This window comes from Paraburkholderia caffeinilytica (assembly GCF_046030355.1).
GTDB lineage: Bacteria > Pseudomonadota > Gammaproteobacteria > Burkholderiales > Burkholderiaceae > Paraburkholderia > Paraburkholderia caffeinilytica_B.
Genome location: NZ_JAQQCQ010000029.1, coordinates 42668 through 64152, shown reverse-complemented (window position 1 = coordinate 64152; position 21485 = coordinate 42668). Strand labels below are relative to the sequence as shown.

17 protein-coding genes are annotated in these 21485 nt (G+C 62.4%); 2 read left to right on the top strand and 15 right to left on the bottom strand.

What is annotated here, in order from left to right:
• Positions 1-12: 12 nt before the first annotated feature.
• From PQQ95_RS31710 to PQQ95_RS31665, 10 genes are all read right to left on the bottom strand, one after another.
• A complete protein-coding gene (locus PQQ95_RS31710) occupies positions 13-1362 on the bottom strand; it encodes an MFS transporter (protein ID WP_408444978.1) in 1350 nt (449 codons plus the stop codon).
• 97 nt (positions 1363-1459) lie between these two features.
• Positions 1460-1855: a carboxymuconolactone decarboxylase family protein gene (locus PQQ95_RS31705; protein WP_408444975.1), complete on the bottom strand. Its 396-nt coding sequence runs from the start codon at positions 1853-1855 to the stop codon at positions 1460-1462.
• A 118-nt stretch (positions 1856-1973) separates the two neighbouring features.
• Positions 1974-3404 carry an aldehyde dehydrogenase family protein gene (locus PQQ95_RS31700; protein WP_408444973.1) on the bottom strand — a complete coding sequence of 477 codons (1431 nt, stop codon included), beginning with the start codon at positions 3402-3404 and terminating at the stop codon, positions 1974-1976.
• Between the two features lie 35 nt (positions 3405-3439).
• A complete protein-coding gene (locus PQQ95_RS31695) occupies positions 3440-4330 on the bottom strand; it encodes an NAD(P)-dependent oxidoreductase (RefSeq protein WP_408444970.1) in 891 nt (296 codons plus the stop codon).
• A gap of 12 nt (positions 4331-4342) precedes the next feature.
• Positions 4343-4669 (bottom strand): NIPSNAP family protein, encoded by a 327-nt coding sequence (locus PQQ95_RS31690; protein ID WP_408444968.1) that lies wholly within the window; start codon positions 4667-4669, stop codon positions 4343-4345.
• A gap of 60 nt (positions 4670-4729) precedes the next feature.
• Positions 4730-5686, bottom strand: coding sequence for an NAD(P)-dependent oxidoreductase (locus PQQ95_RS31685; RefSeq protein WP_408445070.1), 957 nt, complete (start codon positions 5684-5686; stop codon positions 4730-4732).
• A complete protein-coding gene (locus tag PQQ95_RS31680; protein WP_408444967.1) occupies positions 5683-7098 on the bottom strand; it encodes an MmgE/PrpD family protein in 1416 nt (471 codons plus the stop codon). The genes PQQ95_RS31685 and PQQ95_RS31680 overlap by 4 nt, the downstream gene beginning before the upstream one ends.
• 80 nt (positions 7099-7178) lie before the next feature.
• Positions 7179-8591, bottom strand: coding sequence for an MFS transporter (locus PQQ95_RS31675; RefSeq protein ID WP_408444965.1), 1413 nt, complete (start codon positions 8589-8591; stop codon positions 7179-7181).
• A 337-nt stretch (positions 8592-8928) separates the two neighbouring features.
• Positions 8929-9708: an SDR family oxidoreductase gene (locus PQQ95_RS31670; protein ID WP_408444962.1), complete on the bottom strand. Its 780-nt coding sequence runs from the start codon at positions 9706-9708 to the stop codon at positions 8929-8931.
• A gap of 275 nt (positions 9709-9983) precedes the next feature.
• Positions 9984-11123 carry a LacI family DNA-binding transcriptional regulator gene (locus PQQ95_RS31665; protein ID WP_408444959.1) on the bottom strand — a complete coding sequence of 380 codons (1140 nt, stop codon included), beginning with the start codon at positions 11121-11123 and terminating at the stop codon, positions 9984-9986.
• Positions 11124-11306: 183 nt separating this feature from the next.
• Between PQQ95_RS31665 and PQQ95_RS31660 the strand changes: the two genes are divergently transcribed.
• Positions 11307-12107: an N-acyl homoserine lactonase family protein gene (locus tag PQQ95_RS31660; protein WP_408444957.1), complete on the top strand. Its 801-nt coding sequence runs from the start codon at positions 11307-11309 to the stop codon at positions 12105-12107.
• Positions 12108-12340: 233 nt separating this feature from the next.
• Positions 12341-15520 carry a bifunctional diguanylate cyclase/phosphodiesterase gene (locus PQQ95_RS31655; protein WP_408444954.1) on the top strand — a complete coding sequence of 1060 codons (3180 nt, stop codon included), beginning with the start codon at positions 12341-12343 and terminating at the stop codon, positions 15518-15520.
• A 197-nt stretch (positions 15521-15717) separates the two neighbouring features.
• On the opposite strand, the gene PQQ95_RS31650 is transcribed toward PQQ95_RS31655, so the two are convergent.
• The 5 genes from PQQ95_RS31650 to PQQ95_RS31630 all read right to left on the bottom strand — a co-directional run bounded on the left by PQQ95_RS31650 (position 15718) and on the right by PQQ95_RS31630 (position 21430).
• Entirely contained in the window at positions 15718-16596 is an 879-nt protein-coding gene (locus PQQ95_RS31650; protein WP_408445068.1) for an IS110 family RNA-guided transposase, read from the bottom strand.
• Positions 16597-17242: 646 nt separating this feature from the next.
• Positions 17243-18376, bottom strand: coding sequence for a porin (locus PQQ95_RS31645; RefSeq protein ID WP_408444952.1), 1134 nt, complete (start codon positions 18374-18376; stop codon positions 17243-17245).
• 72 nt (positions 18377-18448) lie between these two features.
• Positions 18449-19777, bottom strand: a complete 1329-nt coding sequence (locus PQQ95_RS31640) for an MFS transporter (RefSeq protein ID WP_408444949.1) — start codon at positions 19775-19777, stop codon at positions 18449-18451.
• Between the two features lie 73 nt (positions 19778-19850).
• Positions 19851-20582 (bottom strand): transporter substrate-binding domain-containing protein, encoded by a 732-nt coding sequence (locus PQQ95_RS31635; RefSeq protein ID WP_408444946.1) that lies wholly within the window; start codon positions 20580-20582, stop codon positions 19851-19853.
• A 23-nt stretch (positions 20583-20605) separates the two neighbouring features.
• Entirely contained in the window at positions 20606-21430 is an 825-nt protein-coding gene (locus PQQ95_RS31630; RefSeq protein WP_408444944.1) for an alpha/beta hydrolase, read from the bottom strand.
• Positions 21431-21485: the final 55 nt, after the last annotated feature.

The window sequence follows — 21485 nt, the reverse complement described above, 5'->3', positions numbered from 1 at the left end:
CCTCCTTCAAAATCAGAAATCGACATCCTTCGTTTCCGGGCCCATCAGCGCGCCGATCATGCCGATCAGGCCGCCCACGCACAGCAGCACGACCGAGGTCAGCCGCAGCGGCATGAACGCGCCGAGCCAGTTCATATAGAACGCGTAGAACGAAGGGATAATCACCGACAGACTGAAGCCGACGCCGAAGCCGGTTGCGCGTACATCCGTCACGAAGCGCTCGTTGATGTACGTAACGATCACGCCCCACGGCGACGTGACGAGCACGGCGAGCACACACACCAGCGCCATGATGGCCGGCAGCGACAGCCCGTCGACGTTCGCCAGCACGTACAGCAGCGCCGCGCCAACCGTGGCGATCAGCGGGCCGACGATCACGAAGAAGCGGCGCCGGCCAATGCGCTGCGCGATCAGTCCCGAGCCGATGTAGCTGAAAAACAGCACGAAATACGTGAGCATCAGCGTCGCGGTCATCTGGAAGCCGCTCAGATGCAGCGTTTTCACCAGCAGGCCGGTCGGCAGATAGATCGTGATGATGTTTTGCGTGAGCCAGAAGCCCGTCATCATCAGAAGCACCTGCAGCAGGTTGCGGCCGCTCTTGCCGCGCAGCAGGTCGGAGAGCGGCAGCTTTTCGGCGACGGCCGCCTTGTCGGCGGTTTCGCTCTTCCAGATCTCCGATTCGGCGACCTTGCGCACGTAGTACAGGGTCAGCAGGCCGGCGAGCGCCGCGCCGAGCACGAACGGAATGCGCCAGCCCCATTGCGCGTACGGCGAATGCATGCCGTTCAGCGGAAAGAGCACGAACATGAGCATCGCGACGAGGTTGATCGTCACGTATGCGGCCGGAAAGCCGGAAATGATGAAGCCGCCGACAAACCCGCGCTGCTCTTTCTTCGAGTACTCGATCGCGAGCGGCATCGCACCCGTGTAGCCGCCGCCCAGAAAAATCCCGTCGACGAAGCGCAGCAGCACCAGCAGCCAGTACGACACGATGCCGATGCTTTCATAGCCGGGCAGCAGCGCGATTAGCAGCGTCACCACGCCGAAGCCCGATACCGACCAGATCGACGCCATGCGCCGGCCAATGCGGTCCGCGATCATGCCGAACAGCAACGAGCCGACCGGACGACCCAGCAGCGTCGTGATGAATACCAGCGACGCAAGAATCGTTTCCATGCCGGTAGACAGATGCGGCGGCTGGAAATATCCAAGTACCGGCGAGAGCACCACCACCGGCAGATAGATGTCGAACATGTCGATGAACTCGGAGAAGAACGCGCCCTTGATCGCGTTGCGCCTCTTCGTTTCGATCGACTGCTCGCCCTCCGACATTACAATGTCATTTCCAGTCAACGCTTTCATCTCTGTCTCCATTCGTTATTCGCACCGTGTGCGGTGCGATTCTCCTTGCGCTTCCCCGTGTGCTGTCAGCCCCTGGCCGTCCGGGTGTTTTGCCGCGTCAGGCGGATGCTGTTTCCGCTTCGTATGCCTTGATCGCCTCGCTCGCAACGCGGAAAGCCGCGAGCGCGAGCGGCGCGCCGCAATACACGGCGGCCTGCATCAGCACCGCACGGATTTCTTCCCTGGTCACGCCGTTGCGCAACGCGCCCTTCACGTGCACCGACAATTCGTGGTGCTGGCTCATCGCCGTGAGCATGCCGAGGTTCAGCATGCTGCGCGTCTTGAACGGCAACGTCGGGTCGCCCCAGATGTCGCCCCAGCAACTTTCGGTGACGAACTTCTGCATCGGCCGGTTGAAGTCGTCGGCATTGGCCCACGATTTTTCGACGTGAGCCGCACCCAGTACTTCCTTGCGATTTTCAAAACCCTTGTTGAAGCGGTCGTTGGTATCCATCGTATTTCCTCTGTAGTTCAAACGGATTCGTATTGCCTGCCCGGATGATTGTCCGACAAGCCAGGTGAAGAAATTTTTTTCGACGTAGCGCGCGAATCCCCGTGCGCTACGTCGTGCGTCAATCCACGCCGTAGCCGACCAGCGCCTTGGTTTCCAGATACTCGCGCAGGCCCGCTTCGCCCCATTCGCGGCCATTGCCCGAACGCTTGTAGCCGCCGAACGGCGCGCCGAAATCGGCAGGCGGGTAGTTCAGATGCACGCCGCCTGCGCGCAACGCGCGGCCGACCTTGCGAGCCCGTGCGAGGTCCACGGATTGCACGTAGGCCGCGAGGCCATAGTCGGTGCCGTTGGCAATGTCGATCGCCTGCTCTTCCGAGTCGTACGGAATCATCGACAGCACCGGTCCGAAAATTTCTTCGCGGGCGATGGTCATTTGCGGCGTGACATCGGCGAATACGGTGGGGCGTGCGTAATAGCCCGTGTCGATACCGTCCGGCCGCCCCGCGCCGCCCGTGACGAGACGCGCACCTTCGTCGATGCCGATCTGGATCAACGCCTGCACGCGCTTGAACTGGTTCGCGTTGACGAGCGGGCCGAGTTGCGTGGCCGGGTCGTCGGTCGGTCCGAGCCGATATGCTTGCGCGGCACGCTTCGCGATCTGCGCGGCATCGTTCATCAGATGACGCGGCACCAGCATGCGGGTCGGAATCGAGCACGACTGGCCCGAGTTCGTGAAGCAGGCGGCAACGCCGCGCGTCACCGCCTGATCCAGATCGACGTCGTCGAGCAGGATGTTAGCCGACTTGCCGCCCAGTTCCTGAGCGACGCGTTTGACCGTTTCCGCAGCGGACTGTGCGACCAGCACGCCGGCACGGGTCGAACCGGTGAACGACACCATGTCGATATCCGGATGGCTCGCAATAGCCGAACCGACACCCGGCCCGTCGCCGTTGACGAGATTGAACACGCCCGCCGGCACGCCCGCTTCATCGAGCACGTCGGCAAACAGCAGCGCGCTCAGCGGCGAATACTCGCTCGGCTTGAGCACCATCGTGCAACCGGCCGCGAGCGCCGGCGCGATCTTGACGACGATCTGGTTGACCGGCCAGTTCCACGGCGTGATCAGACCGCACACGCCGATCGGTTCGAGCACGATGCGCGTACTGCCGCGCTGTTCCTCGAATTCGAAGCGTTCGAGCACGTCGATCAGCGCATTCAAATGCGCGGGACCGCGCGCCGCCTGACCGTTGCGCGCGAACGTGATCGGTGCGCCCATCTCGCGGCGCATCGCCTCGGCGAATTCGTCGTAGCGTCGCTCGTAGATACCGACAATGCGCTTGAGCAACGCGACGCGTTCGGCCACGCTGGTCGCCGACCAGGCCGCAAATGCGCGGCGCGCGGCGGCGACGGCGCGATCGACATCTTCCGCGTTGCCCATCGCAAGCTTTTCAAAAGGCCTTTCCGTCGACGGATCGACGATATCGAACCAGACGGCGGACGCGGGCTCGACCCAACGTCCGTCGATATAGAACTGGGCTGCATGAGACATGACAGGCTCCGGAATCAATGAATCGGAATGCAGGTTCAGGATGCGGCTCCGGGCAGGAGCCGGTATAGCTCGGTGTGATCGGTGGCGGGCGTGGAGCGCTGCGCCGCCTGGCCCCATACCTCGACACAGGTGGCGCCGAACGTCATGGGATGCCCCACGGCCTGGGCGAGCGCGCGGGCGATCTTCAGATCCTTGTTCATCAACTGCAGCGCGAAGCCGGAAGCGAAAGTGCCGCTCAGCATGAACTGCTTAGCCTTGTTTTCCGACGTATTGCTGCGGCCCGTGGACGCATTGAGCACGTCCGTCATCACCTGCGGGTCGATACCGAAGCGGCTTGCGATCTGTAGCGCCTCGACCGTGGCCGCCACGCTCGCCGCCGACACGTAGTTATTGAGCGCCTTCGCCGCATGCCCGGCGCCCGCTGTGCCGATATGCAGCACGTTCGTGCCCATCGCGTCGAGCAGCGGCTTGCAGCGCGCGAGCACGTCCGCATGGCCGCCCACCAGAATCGCCAGCGTGCCCTCCTTCGCGCGTTTGACACCGCCCGACACGGGCGCATCCAGATACGCGAGACCCTGCGCTTCGAGCGTCTTGCCGAGTGCGCGCGAACGCTCGGGCTCCGACGAACTCATGTCGATGACCACGGCGCCTTTCGCGAGCCGCGCGGCCCAGCCCTTGTTGTTCCCCTCACCGAGCACCACGGCCTCGACGATCGCCGAGTTGGGCAGCATGGTGATCAGCGCGTCGAGCGAGGCCGCGTTGTCCGCGTTCAAGCGGTGCGAGCCGCTCTGTTCCGCCAGCGCGTCGGCGCGTGCGGCGTCGGCATCGTCGATGAACAGTTCGAAGCCTGCCTTGCGAAGGCATTGCACCATCGGCGCGCCCATCATGCCGAGGCCGATGAAACCGACACGTTTGGCTTGTGTCATGAGAAAGCTCTCCTAGCGCAGCGCCGAGAAGGCGGTCGGCGCGAGGAAGTGGTTCTCGATGCGCTCGACGATCGGCTTGTCGGCTTCCGTCGCCGCACGTTTGGCCATCCACTCGGGGTCGGCCTGGAACGCGTTCCACTTCTGCTCGCGCTCCGCGAGGCTTTCCCACTTCAGCATATAGGTCAGCGCGTGATTGCTCGGACCGATCAGCGTGGTCCAGAAACCGATCTGTTCGATACCGTACTTTTCGAAAAAGCCGAGCGTGCTCGACGTGAAGCGATCGAGCAACGCCGGCAGGCGCGTCGGCGCACAGTGGTAGATACGCATTTCAACGATCATGTACATCTCCTTGTGGGATGATCAGATGGCCAAAGCCCATGAGTTTTGCTCGCGGCCGATTCAGTCCGCCAGTCCCTCGCCGGACGACCAGCGTTCGACGTACTTGACCAGTTCTGTCATGTCGCGTTTCGAGCCGTCCTGCATGGCCGCGTAATTCCATACCTGACGGGCACCGCTGCCCACCCACATCGGCACGCCGAGCGCCTGGCATTCGTCGACCGCGAGGCCGATGTCCTTGCACACACTGCCGACCGGAAAACCGAAATCGAAGCTGCCCGGCAGCACATGCTTCGGGAACTTGTCCATCGTCGCGCCGTTCTTGCCGCTGCCCGAATTGATCACCGACATCATCACCTCCGGATCGAGGCCGCCGCGCACGCCGGCAACAAACGCTTCCGACGTGATCGCAAACGCGGTGGACGACAGCATGTTGTTCAGCAGCTTGAGCAACTGCCCCTGGCCCGGCTGGTCGCCGACCACGAATACCTTGCCGAGCACTTCGAACAGCCCGCGCACCTGGTCGAGTACAGCCGGCTTGCCGGCCAGCATGATCGCGAGCGTGCCCTTCTTCGCTCCGGCAGCGCCGCCGCTCACCGGTGCATCGACGGTATCGATACCCTTTACCAGCAGGCCGTCGGCGACTTCCTTTTCCATGCGCGATCCGACCGTGGACAGGTCGACGAGAATCTTCACCGCGCTGCCGTCGATCAACCCGCCTTCGCCGAGCGCGACCTGCCTGAAGATTGCCGGCGTAGGCAGACTCGTGAATACGATGCGCGCGGTGTCGGCCACATCTTTCACGGATTTCGCCGCGCGCGCGCCGATCGCCGTCAATTCCGCGACCGCCTGCTCATCGCGATCGAACACGACGAGCCTATGGCCCGCCTCGATGAGACGGCGCGCCATAGGCCGCCCCATCACGCCTACTCCGACAAAACCGATCGTGTTGCTGCCTTGATCACTGCTCGACATGACTGTCCTTATCTGTTGGGAAGCTGTTTTCGTTGCGCGGCTCAGGCCGCACGCGCGAGCCGCATGAGCGACGCGGCATCCGTTTCGCTATCGAAACGCCACAGCGCGTCGATCAGCGGTTGCGGCGCTACGCCCGAGCCGCCGTAAGCGGCCAGATCGCGCAGTTTCGCCGCGAGTTCGACATCGGCGAGCGGCGCCGCGAGACTGCCGCGCGCCGCATGAATGCGCCGCGACACGGTTTCGCCCGAGCGCAGCACGACGGCCACCTGGGCGGACTCCACCGGCCACGATGCATCGTCGATAAAACGCAAACGCGCGCCGAACGCACGCAGCGACGGATTGGCGACCGCGCTGTCGCTGAACTCGGCAAGGCCCGCTTTGCCGGTGGCCAGCGCGACCGCTACCGCATGTTGCGCGCTAACCTGCGATTCGCGGCCGGTGTGCACGTTCGGCCGGTCGGTGCGTTCGCGTAGCAACGGGTGTCCGGTCAGCTCGACGCGCTCGACGTCGTCCACGGTCCAGTTCGCATCGCGGCGCAGATCGAGACACGCTTCGATCACCGGGTTCAGCACCACGCCGCACGGGTACGGTTTATAGGTGTTCGACAGCAGCGCCCATTCGTGACCGAGTTCACGCGTCAACGCCTCGACATCCGGCTTCGTGGCGGCGACGCGCAGAAAACCGCGCGTGCCTTCGAGCGGCGCATCGGGGCCGGAGAAGTCGGCGGCGGCGAGCAGCGCGGACAGCAAGCCGTTGCGCGCCGCGTTGCCGACGCTGATGCTCTTCGACATCGTGCCGAGCGTCTCCACCAGACCGCCGGCCTGTGCCGACGCATTGCCGAGTGCCCACGCGATCTGTTGCGCGCTCAGGCCTTGTGCTTTGGCGATCGCCGCAGCCGCGCCGAACACGCCGCAGGTCGACGTGATATGCCAGCCGCGCCGATAGTGCTCGGGCGAAACCGCGTTGCCGATCCGGCATTCCACTTCCACGCCGACAACGAACGCGAGCAGCAGCGCCTCGCCAGTCAGCGGGCGAGCGTCAGGAGCAAAGTCCGCAAGCGACTCGGCGAAGGCGAACAGGGCAGCGGCGACCGGTGCAGTCGGATGGATGATCGTCGGAATATGCGTGTCGTCGAAGTCGAACACGTTCGCGCTCATGGCGTTGAGCGCTGCGGCGTTCAGCATGTCGAAACGCTCACGCCGTCCGATCACGCTCGAACCGTCGCCCGCGCTAAAGCGCTGATAGGTGCGCACGGCTTTGCCGAGCGTCGGGTCGGAGCAGCCGGCCAGCGCAACCGCCAGATAGTTGACGAGCGAGCGCCTGGCTTCGTGGCGCACGGCGGCCGGCACGTCTTGCCACGTCGTGTCCGCTACCCATTGCGCGACGCGCTGCGTCACGTGACCGGCGTCGCTGTTCGTGCTGGCCTGGCTTGAACTGCTGTCTGACTGTGCTGCCATGTGCAAGGTTGTCCTCTACCGGATGTCTCTCTTGATTCGCTGCGACACCTCGTGCGGACTCGCCGCACGCGAGGACGCGCTTACGGTTCGGTGGCCGAAGCCGCGCGGGCGTTGACCGGCTGGCCGGACGCGTCGGTCGTGTCGCTGACTTCGGCGGCGATCGATTCGAGCGAACGCTTCCTGGTCTCGGTGCCGAGCACACCCACGATCAATGCCTGCACGAGCAATGTGCCGACGATCAACGTCAGGACGCCGGCAATGCCGAAGCCCGTGAAAGCCCACGCCACAACGTACGGCACGGCGATGCTGACCGCGCGGCCGGCGGTATTCGACACGCCCGAGCCGCGCAGACGCAGTTCGGTCGGGAACAGTTCCGGCACATAGGTCGCGACGCTGAACGACGACAGCACGTAAATACAGCAGGTAATCGCGAAACCGAGCGCGGTAATCATCACTTCCGACTGCGCGAACGGATAGGCCGCGCCGAACGCCGCGCAGATCAGCGAAAACAATACGATGCCCCATTTGCGGCCGACACGCTCGGCGAGCGCAAAGGCGATCAGGGAGCCGACCGGACCGCCGGCGAACATCACGCTCGTCAGGCCGAGCGAATTCGACACGCTGTGGCCCTGCTTGACGAGGAAGGTCGGAATCCAGCTGACGAACGCGTAGTTGACGACAAAGAGCGCGACCAGCACGGTGATGCCGGTAATGGTGCGCGTCAGCAGACGGCGCGTGAACAGATCACCGAGACGGCCGTTACCCGGCGCGACGCGACGCGGCTGCTGGGCGGCCGCCGCGATCGCTGTGGCGGAATCGACACCGCAGGCCTTTTCGATGGTGGACACCACCTGGTCCGCTTCATCGGCGCGATTGCGCGAAGCCAGCCAGCGCGGCGATTCCGGCATCGATTTACGCAGGAACCACACGAAGAGCGCGCCGCAACCGGCGATCGCGAACATCCAGCGCCAGCCGTAGTGCGGCACGATCAGCCAGCCGAGAAAGGTCGACAGGAACAGCGAGGTGTTGATGATCAGGTTGAGGATCGTGCCGAAGCGGCCGCGCCACGCGGCCGGAATGAATTCGCTCAATGTGCCGTAGCCGACCACGATTTCCGCGCCCATGCCGATTCCCATCACGAGGCGGAAGAAGATCAGCCAGTACATGGATGGCGCGATCGCCGCGGCGATCGACGCGAAGCCGTAGATGCCGAGGTTGAACTGGTAGCAGAAGCGCCGCCCGAAGCGATCGCCGAGCACGCCTGAGAGCCAGGCGCCCGACATCATGCCGACGAACGTGACCGACACGAACATCGCATTGAGCTTCAGCGTGGATTCGCCGCTGTGGATCATCGCGGCAAGCACTGTGCCGGCGATATAGATATCGAATGAGTCGAAGTACATGCCCGCGGCAATCAGCCCGAGCAACCGCCAGTGATAACCGGACAGCGGCAGGCTGTCCAGCCGGTATCCAATCGTTGCTTCGTTCTGCATGGATGCTGTCTCCGTGAATGTCTTTGTTCTGGTTCCGTAGCTTCCAACACCGCTTGCCTTGCGCCGCCGCTTTCATCGCCGAATGTGAGCGGTAACATTAAGGTGGATTATATTCCTGTCATACAATCGGTCAAGACGATATTGACTGTTCCGTGGCTTCTTTTTGTGTTGCAGTGCATGAGGATCAGGCGTGTCTTCGCACCGCTAGCCGGTTTGTCTTTGATCGGCCTGGCTGCGACGTAGAGGCTGCCAACGCTATTTTTACGTCGGCGTGGCCAGTTCGCGCATCCTCGTTGAGCGGGCAATTCCGGATAGCGCTAACACATGAATAGGCAAGTTATGTTGCCAGCCAGCCGCCATCGACTGGCAGCATCGCGCCCGTCATCTCCGCCGCCGCGTCGCTGCACATGAATACCACCAGATCCGCGACATGCGACGCCTGCACGAAATGGCCGGTCGGCTGTTTGCCGGTCAGAAAGCGCTCGATCGCCGTTTCGCGGTCGAGTCTCTCCTCTTCCATCAGCACCTGGATGCGGTTTTCGCTGGTCGGCGTATGCACGGCGCCCGGACAGACCGCATTGCAGGTAATGCCCTGCCCCATTGTTTCGGCAGCCACCGCGCGCGTCAGACCGAGCAGCGCGGATTTGGTGGTCACGTAATCGACACGATTGACCGTGCCGCGCATGCCGTACACCGAGGTCATATTGAAGATGCGCCCCCAGCCGCGCTCGCGCATGCCCGGCAGCGCCAGACGGATGGTGTGAAACGCCGCGCTCAGATTCACCGAGAGCGCCTGCTCCCATTTGTCGACGGGAAACGCTTCGATCGGCGCGAAATGGCGCACCACCGCATTGTTGATCAGCACGTCGATCGCGCCGACGAGTTCGATCGTCTCGAACATCATCCGCTCGACGGCTCGCGCATCGCCGAGATCCACCTGCAGATAATCCGCGCGATAACCGTGTTTCTGCTCGAAGGCTGCGCGCGCCGGCTCGACCTGCTCGGGCGTCTCGACGCCGTGCAGCACGACCCGGCAGCCGGCGCCCGCAAGCGCGTCGGCCATCGCTAGACCCAACCCATGCGACGAGCCTGTTACGAGTGCAATTCTCCCCTTCATTCCGCGATTTTCCCTGTCGAAAGCATGCCCGTTGCCAGGCAGCAGGCGAAACACAAACGTTCGCCGCTCCTGAATGATAGCGCTAACTTAACCGAAAAGGCGCAGCGCTGCAACCTGGGGAATTGCCCGGGAGCAGACAAAAGAGAGTACGACGGAACTGGGCGCGGCAGCGCCGGACGGGCATGACAGCGCGGCGCGGCAAGCCTTTCGAACGGCACAAAAAGAAAGGGGCGCATTGTGCGCCCCATGTGTTCACCGTCGACGAAACCGCTGCTTCAGGTACTTTCGCGCTGGATAATTTCGAAACCGAGATCGAGCCTGGCCGGCACGACAGGTTCATTGCGCATTCTTTGCAGCAGCGCTTCGGCGCTGCGCCGGCCGATCTCCAGGCGAGGCAGGTTCAGACAGGTCAGGCGCGGCACCGTGTGGCGCAAGATGTCGAGATCGTCGAAACCGGCAATCGCGATGCGCTCCGGCACTTTCCAGTTACGCCGCTGCGCTTCGAACAGCGCACCGACCGCGAGCACGTCGCCGGCGAAGAAGATCGCGTCTACTTCGGGCACGCGCTGCATCATGTCCACCATCGCATGTGCGCCGGAGGTCAGACCGCCCTCCACTTCGCGCACGAGGCCGGGGCTGCGCTCACGGCCGAGCGCTTCGAGCGCCGCGTAGTAGCCCTTCAGGCGCTCGCGGGCGCGCATGTTGTTCTTGGTGGTGAGGCAGACAAACCCGATCGACTTGTAGCCGCGCCCAGCCAGATACAGCGTCATTTCCTTGGCCGCGTTGAAATTCGAGTAGCTGACAGCCATGTCGAGCGGCGTGCGAGCCAGGTCGCCCGTTTCGACGATGGGAATGCCCGCGGCGCGGATCAACTGGACGGCGCGCGGCGTATGCACGGTGTCGTGCAGCACGAGCCCGCACACGCGCTGGGCGATGAACGCATCGATCAGCGCCTCTTCTTCTTCGAGCGAGTAGCCGCTGTCGGCCAGCAACAACTGCATGCCCGCGGAGCGCAACACGTCGGCACAACCCTTGATGCTATGCGAGTACAACGAGTTCTGGATGCTCGGAACAATCTGCCCGACCACATTCGAGCGCGCCGACGCGAGATTCGATGCAATGTGATTCGGAACATAGCCTATGCGGCGCACCGTATCGAGCACTAGCTTGCGGGTTTCCTTCGAGAGCCGTTCAGGTTCGTTGAGCGCGCGCGACACCGTCATCAGGGACACGTTCGCCGCCTTCGCAACGTCGATCATGCGCACCGCCTGCCCGCCCGGGCGTGTCTTGGCCGCAGTCGTGCCCGCGCCCTTGCCCGTTTTTCGCGCGGCTTTCGACGCGGTTTTCACTTCGCCGCCCGGACCGCCTGCCAACCTGATCTTCCCGTCCTCGACGGCCGTCACACGCTTTTTCACTCGCCCATCCGGCTCTTTGATTTGATAGCCGATTGTAGCGTATGCCAGGCGCCGTTCCGCGCGGGTTTGCGGCGACTGATGAAGCCGGGCACCGCTCCAAGCGTGCCCGCAACGACACAACACAAGCTGCCGGCTGCTTGCTATGATAGCGCTCTCATACATTGGGAACAGGAGACAGCTGCCATGACAGCCGCACCCGAAAACTACAAGATTTACGCCATCAAGTATGCGCATCACGACCGTCCCGCTCGCGACAACTTCCTTGGCGGCGATCCGCACGATGTGAACATGCCTCTCGACTATTTCGTGTGGGCGGTGGTCGGCGAAAGCCGCACCTTCCTCGTCGACACGGGTTTCGACGTCGAAGGCGGTATGAAACGCCGCCGCACCATCACGCACTCCGTCGAACACGGGCTCGGCGCGATCGGCATTCGCCCCGACACGGTCGAAGACGTGATCATCACGCACATGCACTACGACCACGCCGGCAACCGTTCGCTCTTCCCGAAAGCGCGCTACCACGTGCAGGACCGCGAAATGGCCTATTGCACGGGCCGCTGCATGTGTCATGGCGCACTGAACCACCCGTTCGATCCGGAAGACGTCAAATCCATGGTCGGCCGAGTTTTCGACGGCCGGGTGGCGTTTCACGACGGCGCATCGAACCTCACCGCAGGACTGAGCGTGCACCGCGTCGGCGGCCATACGGACGGTCTGCAGGTGGTGCGTGTGCATACGGAGCGTGGCTGGGTCGTGCTCGCTTCCGATGCATCGCACCTGTACGCGAACATGGAGCAGAACCGCCCGTTCCCCGCCGTGTACAACGTGGGCGACATGATCGAAGGCTATCGTCGCGCGCACGAACTGGCGGACTCCGCGCAACACGTCGTGCCCGGCCATGACCCGGCCGTGCTGACGCGTTATCCGGCCGAGAGCAAGGAAACCGAAGGCTGGATCGTGCGGCTCGACGCGGCGCCGCGCTGAGAGAGGGTGCACCAACCTCGATATCCGCACCGTCATGCAGCGTTTCCGGCACCGTCCCGGTGAGTTTTAAGCGAAGACTAAAGAAGTTCGCCAACTGGTCGATACCATGATTAGGGGGTTTTCCCGCTTCCGGACCTGACCCAGGGTCCGGCGTTCCCCGCATGGAGAAACGCAGTGAAACGTCTGGCTTATGGCGCCCGCGGTGAAAACTTTGCGCTCGAGCGGCAACGCCCATGAAACGCAACCTGTTCTTCCGGTTTCTCGGGCGCCTTCGCGTCGGCCGCAAGCTGCTGCTGATCTATCTGCTCGACCTGAGTGCAGTGCTGTACATCAGCGGCATCCTGATCCACGAGAAATACATTGCGATCGACTTCTCCGACAAGGAGCTGGTCGGCAATGCCTACGTCGCGGCCGTGCACGACGCGCTCGTCGATTTTGCGCTCGCGGGGGCCGGAAAGCCGCAGACGCCGGCCCAATTGCAACGCACGGCGAGCTGGCTCGCCGACGCGGAGCGCCGCTATGGCGCGAACATGCAGAGCGCCGAAATCAATGCGCGCGTGCTGGCGGCCCTCACGGCCAGCGCCGCGCCGCACGCGACCGCCGCGACGGTGGACGGCGGGCTCGAAGCGACACGCGAACTGGTGACGCGGGTCGGCAACCAGTCGAACCTGATTCTGGACCCGGACCTCGACAGCTACTACTCGATGTCGCTGTCGATCCTGCGCTATCCGGAGCTGCTCAGCGACGTCAACCGGATCGGCCGCCATCTGCACGATGCCGGCGCGAGTCTTCGCACCGCACGGATGAGCCACGACGAGATGCGAACCCGCTACCTCGTGCTCGAAGGCCAACTCGACGCGGTGTTGCAGGGTCTGCGTTCCGACTATGCGGAGGCAGCGGCCACGAACGCCACGCTGACCAGAACCATCGGTCCACCGATCACGCACATGCTCGCCGCAATCGACGCATATCGCCGCGTGGCCGGTGCGGCAGTCGACGCCAACTCGGATGCCGCCACGCTCACGGCGCTCGATGCCGCGCAGCAGGGCGTGGTGATGAGCGTGAGCGACGCGTGGAGCGCGACCGGCAATCAGCTCGAAAGACTGCTGCATGAACGCGTGCGCGGCCTCTTCGAGCGGATGTGGCTGCACCTCGGCACGGCGTTGTTCCTGCTGTGCGCGATCCTGAGCATGGTGTATTTCGTCGCGCAGCAGATTTCGCGGCCACTGCGCCAGCTCGCGCGCGTGATGGACACGGTGCGGCGCACGGGCGACCACTCGCTGCGCGCCAGATGGCATAGCCAGGACGAGATCGGCCAGCTCGTGCGAGGCTTCAACGACATGCTCGCGCAGCTCGATCGCGAGCGCGACGTGCAGAAGGAGCTCGCGGCGACAGCGCGCGCGTCGGCCGCGCAGTACGCGCTGGTCGAGGCGACTCCGGTGCCGATGGTCGTCACGGCGATCCCGGGGCATGAGGTGCTGCATGCGAACAAGCCCGCGCTTTACTGGCTGAATGGCTGCACGGTCGATCCGTGGGCCGTCGGTCTCGACTCGGAGGTGCGCGCGCGTTTCTTCCAGCAGCTCTCCGACCGCGAGGCGGTCGACGAATTCGAGGTGCACTGGAAGGCGGCCAAAGAATCCACCTGGGCAATGCTGTCGGCGCGGCGTCTCGACTTCCAGGGGCGCGACGCCGTGCTGACCGCCTTCACACCGATCAACCAGATCAAGCTGATGGAACAGCGCCTCGAATTGTGGGGCAAGGTGTTCGAGGCGTCATCCGAAGCCATCCTGATTCTCGACGCGCAACGGCGGCTCGTAACCGCAAACGCATCGTTCTATCGCGCGACCGGATATCGCGCCGACAACGTGACGGGCAAGGAACCCGCTTTCCTGTTCGGCACGCAAGAGCACGACGACATTCTTCCGGCCGTGATCGATTCCGTCGATCGCCTGAGCGTATGGCATGGCGAAGCGCACGTACGGCGGCGCGCGGGCAGCGACTATCCGGCGTGGCTGATGGTGAGCGCGGTGCGCGACCGGCGCGCGAACCTGTCGCACTACATCTGCACGCTGATCGACATCACCGACCGCAAGAAGAGCGAGGCGCGCATCCAGTTCCTCGCCGAACACGACGTGCTGACGGAGTTGCCGAACCGCGAGCTGTTCGTGAAGCGCCTTGGTGTCGTGCTCGGCAACGCGCGCCACACGGGACAGCGCGTCGCGGTGCTGTTCATCGACCTCGACCGCTTCAAGAACATCAACGATTCGCTGGGCCATCACATCGGCGACAGCCTTCTGCGCTCGGTCTCGCGACGCCTGTTGCAGGCCGTGCGCACCAACGACACGGTAAGCCGGCTCGGCGGCGACGAATTCACGGTGATCCTGAACAGCGTCAGCAACGCGGCGGACGTCACGCGCACGATCGAGGAGCGTTTGCTGCCGCTCGTGCGCCAGCCACACGAGGTCGGCGGCGTCACGCTGCAGGTGTCGTGCAGTGTGGGTGTGGCGCTGTTCCCTGACGACGGCGAGGACATCGAGACGCTGATGCAGAACGCCGACGCCGCGATGTACCAGGCGAAGGGCGCCGGGCGCAACCTCGTTAAGTTCTTCGCGCCCGACATCGCCGAGCGCACCCGCTACCGGCTGACGCTCGAAGCCTGCCTGCGCAGTGCGATCGCAATGCACGAGTTCCGCCTTGAGTACCAGCCGTGCGTCGATGCGCATACGGGCGAACTGGTGGCCGTGGAAGGTTTGCTGCGCTGGAACAGCCCGCAGATCGGCATCGTGTCGCCCGCGCAGTTCATTCCGGTCGCGGAAGATACGCGGCTCATCATTCCGATTGGCGCGTGGGTGATAAACGAAGCCTGCCAGCAGATTGCCGCATGGGACGCCGAAGGCATGACGCCGCTGCGCGTCTCGATCAACCTCTCGGCGATCCAGTTGCGCGATCCGGACCTGATCGGCACGCTCGCGGACAGTCTCGCGCGGCATGGCGTCGCCCCGTGGCGGCTCGAACTCGAGATCACCGAAACCGTGCTGATGGACAACGCGGAGAACTATCTCACCATGATCAACGCGATCCGCGCGCTCGGGGTCAAGCTCTCGCTCGACGATTTCGGCATCGGCTACTCGAGCCTCAGCTATCTGAACCGCTTTCCGCTCGACCGGCTCAAGATCGATCGGGCATTCGTGCTCGACATGCTCGATGCCCGCGCGGACCTCGCCATCGTCCGCGCGATCATCGAACTGGGGCACGAGTTGGGTCTGCGCGTGGTCGCCGAGGGTGTCGAGAGCGAGCATCAGGCGCGCATCCTGCGCACGATCGGTTGCGACGAACTGCAGGGCTTTCTGTTCTCGAAAGCGTTGTCGCCGGCCGATTTGTGGTCCTGGACGAACGCGCGCAAGGTGGCGTGAGCGGCACGGCGCCTTTCTCACGTCGTGCGCTGTTTCTGCCGGCGCAGACGCGTGACGGCGGCGGGCAACGCTCGCGCTCGCGAGACCGGACAAAGTCTCGTCCATTTCATTGCAAATGCCGGTTTTCCCACATACCGCCAGCTTATGACTTGTCATCCTGATGACTCGGACGTTCGGCGGGAGATTGCCATGTCGGTCTATGTGGATGAAGGGTTCAGGCCCTGTGTGACGGAATACGCGACGGCCGCGTTCTTTTGTTCGACCGAATACTTTGGCGTCGAACGGACGTAGGCGGCCGGCAGATCATGACACCATTCGTATTCCAGGCGTCGCATATAGGCCCTTGCGCATTGAACTAGCAGACGTCGAATAGTTTTGTTTCCACGCTTGCTTATACCAAGCAGGTTGGCAGTGACGGGGCCAACTCCCGGGATTGTCATCAGGCGGGTGCCGAGATCATCCTCGGCGAACTGGCGCCCCATTTCCTTGTCCAACTCGGCGATTTGCTCGCTAAGGTAACCAAAGTGTGCGTGTAAGCGTTCAAGGATGCTTACCATTCTTGGTGGCAACGAATGCTCTGACAGAACGGCAGGCAAACGGGCAATAACGGCGTTGCCAACTGGCAGGCTGATGCCAAACTCAAGTAGGAACCCATGGATTTGATTTACCGTTTTTACGCGGTCTTGCACGAACGACTCACGAACGCGGTGTAAGGCGGAAAACGTCTGTTGGGCTTCAGTCCTGGGCGTGACGAATCGCATGACGGGCCGCGCGGCTACTTCGCAGATGGCCTCGGCGTCAACGAAGTCGTTCTTGTTACTATTCACAAACGGCTTAACGAACTGCGGTGAAATGAGTTTAACCGTATGCCCTAGCGCCGCAAGCGTACGTGCCATATGATGCGATCCCGCACACACTTCCATTACCACAGTGCAAGTTTTGGCTGTCACGAACAATTCGAGCAATTGCTTGCGCGTCACTTTTTTCCGAAGCGTCTGTGTGCCCGTGCGGCTCTGGCCATGCAGATGAAATGAATGCTTCCCCAGATCGATTCCAACCAGCGTCGTACCTTGTATGATGGCCTCCTCGGTGGAAAGACCCCTTAAGCGTAACCGTTCGAGGTGGGGGCGACCATCTCATTACCAGGATTTTGTCCGCACCTCGCGTGGTCAGGATTCGGTGCAAATCAACAGTCATCGCCTTCAACGAATCGCTTCATGAGTCGCCCGGTCTGAGTGCGTTGATTCAGTTTAGGCGATCAATGCGTTTTCACACACTCTGGACCCGAAACAGTCCCTCGATGGTCACGTCGCGGCCTCCGCCGCAGCCTCGGGACGGGGAAGTCCCTTTCATTCTCTAACAAAACCGTCCGGGAAAGCGATTGAAAACCAGTCTTCAGTTCAACGGAGATAGAATTGCTCGAACGCGTGGTCCCCGACTTGCCGCTTACCGCGCAAGCATCGCCACTCCCGCGAAACCTGGTCAAGGTCGCCCAGCTTGGGGAATATCTCGCCCAAGCCAGCGATGCGCCTCCAGGCAGTACCGTTATGTGGTGCGGCATGCGGCGGCTCACCGACACTCAGCTGGGATATGAACTCGCCCTGAACCGAAGTAGGTAATTGCAAGATACGCATGCCGTTTACTCCAGAGGGAATACCTCTACGCAACACCCTTGCTCACCCATGACGGTGCAGGGCTTTCGCATGGTCATGTCCCTGCGAATCAAAAGAAATGGCGAATACCTAGCATCGCACCCGTCTGGTTCGTACCCGGCAGCGGCGTCGTGCCGCCGCCGCCCGTGCTGACGCTGTATGCCGCATGCGCGCTATTCGCGAGGTAGCCAACCTGCACATATACGGCAGAAGCCTTTGACAACTGGTACGTGGCCCGTGTTGTGACGAGCGTGGCGCGCGTGTCATGTTCCGCGTTCACAATGCGGTACACCTGCGTCGCCCATATGATGTCAGGTGCGACAGTCCATGACGTGCCAGCGAACCAGAGGTCGGTACGCACCGTGGAAGGAACCATCTTCGAGAAATCCACCGTGCGCGAGATCCAGCCCGCCGAAAAAATCAGCTTCGCCACGTTCACATACCCGCTGGCCAAAAGGTGCCGGTCCACATCAGCACCGACACTCAAGGGTTCCGGCGCTATGCCATCGAAGAAGTTCGCATAGGCGCCCGGGCCGCCATGCTGCTCGTCATATGCAACGATCACACCAAAGCTTGGGCCGGTGTATTTTGCAATGGCAGACCATTGCGTACATTGCGTGAACGATGCCGCATTTTCTCCTACGCACGTGCCCTGTCCAGGTGTGTTTCCCGTACCCGTTGAATCACGTCCAAACGAATACGTGCCCGCTACTGTGAAGTCCGACGCGCTCCAGAGATAGGAGACCGTGTTGTCGCTTCTTGCGCTCGCAAGATACGCATCGAGCGAACCGGCGCTGTAAATCGACGGACCTATTACGTCGTTCGAGAACAGCGCATAATAAAGTGCAGTGTATTGACGGCCGAAAGCGAAGCGCCCATACGGCGTATTCAGGCCGACCCAAGCCTGCCTACCGAAGAGGCGGCCACCCTGTCCCAACACGCCAGATCGGACATCGAAACCGCTTTCCAAGGTGAATTCAGCACTATAACCAGCGCCAAGATTTTCGACGCCCTTGAATCCCCAGAATGACGGCAGCGATGCCGTCACGCCAGGCATGCGAAACAAATTGTTCCCATTCGCGCCGACATGTGACACGTATTCGAGCCCTGTGTCCAGGTTGCCATAAAGCGTAACGCTATCAGCCGCCGCGAAAGGCACGTAGATGCAAAGCGCACACGCGAGCGCTATCCTCAAGACTTTCATCCTGACTCTCCAAACCTCAAAATATAGTTTTGTAGACTGTCCTAAAGACCGTTTTGCATCCCGATTCGACAGTCAATACGATATGGATGACGAACTTATCCTAAGCGATGCCATGATCACCGCGCAAAGGAGCGGAACCACACCGCCCAGCATGAATATGGTGCCAGACGTTAACCCGTCGCGGATTGCCATTGCGGTAAGAAGCGGAGCGAATACCGATGCGAGGCGCCCTACGCCGACACACCATCCGATACCGGTTGCTCGCGCGTATGGCGGATAATAGGCGGCAGCCATCGCATTCAGACCCGACTGTCCCCCAACGATGCAAAAGCCGACGACGAATATCGCCATCAGTAGGATAGACAGTCTAGCGCCGTGAATGCCGAACGACGCGAGACAGATCGCCGACAGCACAAAGGCCGGCCCGAGTATCGCGCGAAAACCGCGACGGTCGATCAGACGACCCATGACGAGTGCGCCGAGCGCACCGCCCGTCTGAAGCACCGTCCCGGCCAGGATGGCGGTCGACTGCGTCGCGTGCAGGTCGAGGACCAGCGTCGGCACCCAATTAGACAGAAAGGCCACCGCAACGAGATTCAGGCCAGTGGCAATCCATAATCTCAACGTGGTGAAACCGCGCCCGTCCGAAAAAAGACTCGCAATGGGAATCGTCCGTTTCGCCTCGAAAGGCTGCTGCGCTGCGGTTGCATCGTGATCAGGCGTCGGCTGACCGGTCCGCTCAAGCCATTTGTCGGCAGCCGCTAACCGGTTGCGTGCAAGCAGAAACTGGATCGATTCCGGCAGATGGCGGACCATCGGAACCACGCTAACGAGCGGAATGATGCCGCCAACGAAGAACACGCTTCTCCAGCCGAACTTCGGCATCAGAAGCGCGCACAGAAAACCAGCCAGTACGGCGCCGACCGTAAAGCCGACCGACACCATCATCATCGCGGAGATCCGATGCCGGGGTGGACTGTACTCTCCGGCAAGCGCCATCGCATTGGGTAATATAGATCCAAGCGTGAGCCCGCTCAGCAGGCGAAACAGCATCAGCTCCGGCAAGGAGTTCGCAAGTCCCGTCAAAATCGAGAAGACGCCTAGCAGCGACATGGTCGCAATCAGCAGCGGGCGGCGACCTATCCGGTCCGCGAGCATCGATAGACCGAACGAGCCCATCACGAGACCGAGCAACCCCGCGCTGAAAACCACGCCGATATCCGCCTTCGCCATCCCCCAGTCGCGGATGATGGTCGGAGCAACGTAGCCGATCACCTGCACGTCGAAGCCATCCATCACCACGCACAGGCCGCATAGCGCCAGCGCAATGATCTGGAAGCGGCTTGGTTTGCGCTCGTCAGGCAGCCCATAGGCTTCAGTGGTCGATCCACCCATATCCATATTTGTCTCCGACATTTTTTTGGTAGTTTCAGTGACGCGCGCGGCGTCCCGTCTCCTCGCGTTTGGACGACGCTTAGTCCATGATCGCCTCCAATCCTACGATTCCATGCGTGCGGATCAACGATGGGATAAGGCCGCTCGCGCGTGCCTTTTGCAAGAAATGCTGCAGGAAGACAAGTGGTTCGGGACGATGGCCGGCAATCGCCAGCGCCTGGTTGACCGTCATGAAGGCAGGCCTCAGCATCCGGAAATCCTCACGCGACGCCTCGATTTCGTGTAACTGCACGGCAAGACCCGCAGCGACGTCCGCCTGCCCACACTCGAGACAAGCCCATGCGTGGTCAAAGCTCGCGACCCGCACCAGCGTCGCGTGCTGGATGTTCCGCTCAAGCCACAGACCGTATGCGCTACCCTCGAACGCAGCAATCCGCAGACCGGCGCAGTCGACGTCGGTCACCATCCGCATGGAGGACGACGCCGGTGCCAGGTAATGTGCGCTTATCCGGCTGTACGGGTCCGTAAAGGCGATGGCCGCAGCTCTGGCCGGATCCGCAGCAATCATCGCGATGCTCCATTCGTCCCGGTCCGCAGCAGCGGCCAGCAGAGCGGGCGTGTCATAGGGGATAAAGCGTATCGGGACACCCAGTTCCGCCGCAACCGCTCGCGCGAGGTCAGGTGCGACACCCTGCCAACCGCCGAACTCGCTGAAGCCAGATACCAGTAGCGGGTTGGCGAGATTCAGTCCCACGCGCAAAACACCGTCCGAAGCCAGTTGATCGCGAACAGTTGTGATACATGCATTCAAAATTCGTCTCCCTGGAAAACGTGTCACGCCTTGAGAAGTGCGCGTAACGTAGTGAAGCTCGCATTGGCCACCGCCGCGCAGGGCTCGCTCTCGTTGATCCAGCGCAGAAAGCCGTGCGGCATCCCTTCCGCCTCGACGAGCACCGAACCAGCATTCGCGGGGATCCGCTCCAGAAGTATCTCGGCATCGCTGCGCAGTGGATCGAGTTCGCCCGCTATTGCAACGACGGGCGGCAAGCCGCTGAGATCGCGGTGAAGGAGCGGCGCGATGCGCCAATCTTTATCCGTTATCGGGCGCGCGGCATAATCGGCAAGAATGCGCTGGCAACGCGCGCGCGTCAGTAGCGGCGCCTCTGCATTCTCCTGGTACGACGGCGTATTGAAGTCGACACCAATGAACGGATAGGCGAGCCACAGCGCCCTGAGGCACAACTCGCCCCCAAGTTCGAGCGCAGCCGCGACCGCCAGATTGGCGCCCGAGCTGTCACCGCCCGCCGCGATTCGCATCTCGCCGATACCGAGGCGCTCGGCCCAGCCTGGCAGCCAGCGCAGCGCGTGCACCGCGTCGTCAAAGGCTCCCGGAAAGCGATGCTCGGGCATCACGCGATAGTCGATGCTAACCACGGCACAACGCGCTTGCAACGCGAGCTGGCAGGCAATCGCGTCATGGCTGTCCAGGTCACCTGTCGTGAAGGCGCCTCCATGAAAATATGCGAAGGCTGCAAGAAGCAGCCGCTCATCGCGTGGCACATAGGTGCGAATGGGAATCGGTGCATCAGCACGTTCGATGAACCCGTCCTCGATGTCGAGCCCTTGAGCAATTCTCTGCAAGGGCTTGCGCGCAGCCATGAAAGCGGCACGCACCTCGGCGGGATCCTGCAAATGCGCTGGCCTGGCCGTCGGT